General features: G+C 71.2%; 4 protein-coding genes. All 4 read right to left on the bottom strand.

Features of this window, described 5'->3' with window-relative positions; translation table 11 throughout:
* Positions 1–1322: putative lipid II flippase FtsW (gene ftsW / locus ACWDTP_RS37145; RefSeq protein WP_450028215.1), on the bottom strand; the 1322-nt coding region annotated here is incomplete at its 3' end.
* A 5-nt stretch (positions 1323–1327) separates the two neighbouring features.
* A complete protein-coding gene (gene murD, locus ACWDTP_RS37140; protein WP_450028214.1) occupies positions 1328–2794 on the bottom strand; it encodes a UDP-N-acetylmuramoyl-L-alanine--D-glutamate ligase in 1467 nt (488 codons plus the stop codon).
* A gap of 1 nt (position 2795) precedes the next feature.
* Positions 2796–3875, bottom strand: coding sequence for a phospho-N-acetylmuramoyl-pentapeptide-transferase (gene mraY / locus ACWDTP_RS37135; protein ID WP_450028213.1), 1080 nt, complete (start codon positions 3873–3875; stop codon positions 2796–2798).
* A partial coding sequence (locus tag ACWDTP_RS37130; RefSeq protein WP_450028212.1) for a UDP-N-acetylmuramoyl-tripeptide--D-alanyl-D-alanine ligase occupies positions 3872–5232 on the bottom strand: 1361 nt, incomplete at its 5' end. The genes mraY and ACWDTP_RS37130, both read right to left, overlap by 4 nt.

Below are 5232 nucleotides of genomic sequence, written 5' to 3'. Positions count from 1 at the left end.
GCCGCGTCCAGCCGGGTGGGCACGTAGGGCTCGGGCGGCGGCAGACGCAGCAGCCGGGTCACCCGGTCGTCGCCGGCCCGCAGCGCGGCCACCGCCTCGGGCTCGTGGCGGGCCGCGTTGGTGATCAGGCCCATCATCAAAAGCGTTGTCGCCTGCGACGATCCGCCGGCGGAGATGAGCGGGAGCTGCAGGCCGGTGACCGGAAGCAGGCCCACCACATAGCCGACGTTGATGAACATCTGGCCGACCACCCACAACGTGGTGGTGGCGGTGAGCAGACGCAGGAACGGGTCCGCCGAGCGCCGCGCGATTCGCATCCCGGTGTAGCCGAACAGGCCGAACAGCGCGAGCAGGCCGACCGCGCCGACCAGTCCGAGTTCCTCGCCGATGATGGCGAAGATGAAGTCGTTGTGCGCGTTCGGCAGGTAGTTCCACTTCGCGGTGCCCTGGCCCAGGCCGTCGCCGAACACGCCCCCGTTGGCCAGGGCGAATCTGGCCTGCTTGGACTGATAACCGATGCCCTGCGAATCGGACATCGGATCGAGCCAGGACTGCACCCGGTCCGAGCGGTAGCCCTCCGAGACCGCGAGGATGGCCGCCGACACGATCACCGCCAGCAACGACGACAGGAACACCCGCAGCGGCAGGCCGGCATACCAGAGCAGGCCGAGCAGGATGATGCCGAGCGATACGGTCTGCCCGAGGTCGGGCTGGGCCACGATCAGGGCCAGGGCGATGACCGCCGCGGGCACCAGCGGGATCAGCATCTCGCGCAGCGAGGCCTGTTCGAGCCGCCGCGCGGCCAGCAGGTGCGCACCCCAGATCGCGAAGGCGATCTTGGCCAGCTCGGAGGGCTGCATGGAGAAGCCCGCGACCACGAACCAGCCGCGAGACCCGTTGGCCACCTTTCCGACGCCGGGGATCAGCACCAGCACCAGCAGCACGATCGTCAGCGCGAAACCGGGGAAGGCGAGCCGGCGCAGGGTTTTGATCGACATCCGCAGCGCCAGGTAGAACGCCACCAGGCCGACCGCGGTCCACATCAACTGACGACCGAACACCGCCCACGGGGAGCCGTCCTCGTCGTAGGAGTACACCCCCGACGCCGAGAGCACCATGATCAGGCCCAATGTGGTCAGCAGCGCGGTGACGGCGATGATCAGGTGAAACGAGGTCATCGGCCGGCCCAGCCAGACACCGAACCGGGTGCGCGGGGCCGTCGCAGAGCCGGCCGCCTCCGAGCTGCCGGCCTGGGTGTCCGCGGACCGGTTCGCGGCGTCGTCGCCGCCCGTGCGCCGCAACCGGGACAGGATGCTGGCCACAGCGCCTACCCGATCGCAGCGCGTACGGCGGCGGCGAATACATCGCCGCGATGGCCGTAGCTGCTGAACTGATCGAAGGAGGCACCCGCGGGTGCCAGCAACACGGTGTCGCCCGGGCCGGCCAGACCGCGGGCGGCCGCCACGGCCGCCGCCATGACCGCGTCGGCGACTGGTCCGTCACCCACTTCGATCACACGAGTCACATCGTCACCAATAGACTCACTAGTCTCAAGCACCCCAGAATCCTCCCCCGCCACAACCTCGACGACGGGGACATCCGGGGCGTGTCGCGATAACGCATCGGCAACCATCCGCCGGTCGCGTCCGATCAGCACGACCCCGACCAGCCGACCCGCCACCTGACGCACCAGGTCATCGACCGAAGCACCTTTCAGCAAGCCGCCGGCGATCCAGACCACCCGGTCGAACGCGGTGATCGAGGCCTGCGCGGCGTGCGGGTTGGTCGCCTTCGAATCGTCGACGTAGCGCGCCCCGCCGAGCACCCCGACCGGTTCCGCCCGGTGCCTGCCGACCTGGAACGACGCCAGGGCCGACGCGATCGCGGCGGGGGTGACCCCGACCGAACGGGCCAGCGCCGCCGCGGCCAGCGCGTTGAGCACCCCGACCGGGCCCGCGACCCGCAGGGACGCCGCATCAGCCAACTCGACGTCATCGCCGAACGCGCGGTCCACGAGCTTGCCGGCCCGGACCCCCAACTCCCCCGCGCCGGGCTCGCCGAGCCGGAACCCGACCCGCACCGGCGCGCCGGCGGTGTCCAGCAGTCCGGTCGCGACCGGATCGTCGAGACCGGCCACCGCGACCCGGCCGTCGAGCGCCCTGGCCTTGTCGGCGGCATAGGCCGCCATCGAACCGTGCCAATCCAGATGGTCCTCTGCGACGTTGAGCACCACCCCGGCCTCGGGCCGCAACGACGGCGCCCAGTGCAATTGGAAACTGGAAAGCTCGACCGCCAGCAACTCGGCGGGCTGATCGAGCACCGCCAGCACCGGATCACCGATATTGCCGCACAGCACGCTGCGCCGCCCGTCGGCGACCAGCATCGCCTGCAGCATCGAGGTGGTCGTGGTCTTGCCGTTGGTCCCGGTCACCACCAGCCACCGCCGGGGCGGGCCGAACCGGCCGGCCGCGTCCAGCCGCCAGGCCAGCTCGACATCGCCCCAGACCGGCACCCCGGCCGCTGCCGCGGCCGCGGGCACGGGCGCACCGGGGGCGAAACCCGGGCTGGTCACCACGAGCGCATAGTCCTCGATCGACGCGGCCGCCGCGGCCGGATCGACGACCGCGACCCCCTCGGCGGCCAGCGCCCGCAGCGCGGCGGCGTTGTCGTCGCACACCGTCGCGGCCACCCCCATCGGCAGCAGGGCGGCCAGCACCGCACGCCCGGTGATCCCGGCCCCGGTGACCAGCACCCGCGTGCCCGGCGCAGGCAGTGACAGATCTGGTGCCGGCATGTCAGGCCCCGACGGCGGTCAGCCACTCGCTGTAGAACAAAGCCACCCCGAGACCGCAGGCGATCGCCGTCAGCAGCCAGAACCGGATGATCACCGTGGTCTCGGCCCAGCCGACCAGCTCGAAATGGTGATGGAACGGCGCCATCCGGAACACCCGCCGGCCGGTCGTGCGGAACGCCATGATCTGCAACACCACCGAGGTCACCTCGGCCACGAACAGCGCGCCGAGGACCACCGCCAGGATCTCGGTCCGGCTGGTCACCGACAGACCGGCGATGATGCCGCCGAGCGCCAGCGAACCGGTGTCCCCCATGAAGATCTTGGCCGGCGCGGCGTTCCACCACAGGAAACCGACGCAGGCGCCTGCCGTCGCGGCCGCGATCACCGCCAGATCCAGCGGGTCGCGGACGTTGTAGCAGCCCAGGCCGGGTGCCGTGGCGCAGGCGTTGCGGTACTGCCAGAACGTGATCAGCACATAGGCCGCGCACACCATGGCCATCGCACCCGCGGCCAGCCCGTCCAGCCCGTCGGTGAAATTCACCGCGTTGGACCAGGCACTGACCAGCACCACACAGAACACCACGAACAGCCACTGCGCCAGGGTGACCGTGGCGATCTCGCGGACATAGGACAGTTCGGCGCTGCCGGGGGTCAACCCGTCACCGTTGCGGAACTGCAGGGCCAACAGGCCGAACAGCACCGCGGCCAGCAGCTGGCCCACGGTCTTGGCGGTCTTGTTCAGGCCCAGATTGCGCGCCCGCCGCAGCTTGATCAGGTCGTCGACGAAACCGACCAGACCCAGCGCGGTGGCCAGCGCCAGCACCAGCAGGCCCGACGCCGACGGCCCGTCGCCGCCCAGTGCGAGCCCGACCAGATGGGTGCCCAGGTAACTGGCCCAGATGCCCGCCACGATCGCCACGCCACCCATCGACGGGGTGCCGCGCTTCTTGGCGTGGCTGGGCGGGCCGTCCTCACGGATCTCGTGGCCAAGGCCCTGCCTGGTGAACAGCCGGATCAACGCCGGGGTCAGCAGGATCGACACCGCCAGCGCGATACCGACGGCGATCAGGATCAGCTTCATCGGGCGGCGTTCCGATCGTCGGCCAGCGCGTCGGCGAGGGCACCGAGCCCCACCGAGTTGGATGCCTTGACCAGCACCACATCCCCCGGCTGCAGTTCGTCCCGCAGCAAAGCCAGCGCGGCGTCGGCATCGGCGAGCATGGTGGACTCAGCCCCCCATGACCCCTCCATGACCGCGCCGTGGTGCATCGCGTTCATTGCCCTCCCGGATCCCACGACGAGTAATCGAGACACATCTAAGCGCACCGCCAATCGGCCGATCGCGTCGTGCTCGGTTATCGCGTCGTCGCCGAGCTCGGCCATCTCGCCCAGCACCGCCCAGCTGCGCCGCTTCGGCGCAGCTGCGCCGGTGTTTTCGTCAGGTGCCACCCCGCCGGACCGGCCGGCCATCCAGGCCAGCGCCTTGAGCCCGGCCCGCATCGAATCCGGATTGGCGTTGTAGGCGTCGTTGATCACCGTCACCCCGTCCGCGCGGGTGCTCACCTGCATCCGGTGCCGGGACACCGGACCGGCCGCGGCCAGCGCCGTGGCCACCTGCCCGGGGCTCGCACCGCATTCCAGCCCGACCGCGGCGGCGCACAGCGCATTCGACACCTGATGATCACCGTGCACCGCCAGCTCGATGTGCTCCTCCCGGGCGCCGGGACCGGTTTCGATGTGCATGGTGAACCGCGGTCTGGCCAGTGCGTCCAGCTCCACCGGCCCGGCCCACAGATCGGCCCCCGGCGCGCGCGACACCCGCACCACCCGCGCCGAGGTCACCTCCGCCATCGCCGCCACCGCCGCATCGTCGACGTTGAGCACCACCACACCCGATGCCGGGACCGCCTGCGGCAGCTCAGATTTCGTCGCCGAGATGGCCTCGCGCGAACCGAACTCGCCGAGATGGGCGGTGCCGACGTTGAGCACCACACCGATCGAGGGCGGCGCAATCTCGGCCAGCGCCGCGATATTGCCGGGATGGCGGGCCGACATCTCCAGGATCAGGAAGTCGGTGTCGGTGCCGGCCCGCAGCACGGTCCAGGGATGACCGAGCTCGTTGTTGAACGAACCGGGCGGGGCGATCACCTCGCCGAGCGGGCCCAGCACCGCGGCCAGCAGATCCTTGGTCGAGGTCTTACCCGACGATCCGGTGACGCCGACGATCCGCAGCCCGCCTGCCGTCAGCTCGCGGGCCACCGCCGCGGCCAGCCGGCCCAGCGCGGCAAGGACGGCGGCCCCCGAACCGTCGGTGTCGAATTCCAACGCGCCGGACGCGGTGTCGGCCGCGTCGGGGGCGGGGGCGACCACGACGGCGGGCACCCCGACCGGCCGCGCCGCCAGCACCGCCACGGCGCCGGCCGCCGCGGCGGCCGCGG

This window comes from Mycobacterium sp. NPDC003449 (assembly GCF_053588415.1).
Note: the sequence above shows the minus strand (reverse complement) of the source record. Positions and strands in the feature narration are given on the sequence as shown.

Bases quoted from the DNA above. Each gene is read 5' to 3' on its own strand.
- murD (WP_450028214.1), bottom strand. From the start codon at position 2,794: ATGCCGGCACCAGATCTGTCACTGCCTGCGCCGGGCACGCGGGTGCTG.
- mraY (WP_450028213.1), bottom strand. From the start codon at position 3,875: ATGAAGCTGATCCTGATCGCCGTCGGTATCGCGCTGGCGGTGTCGATC.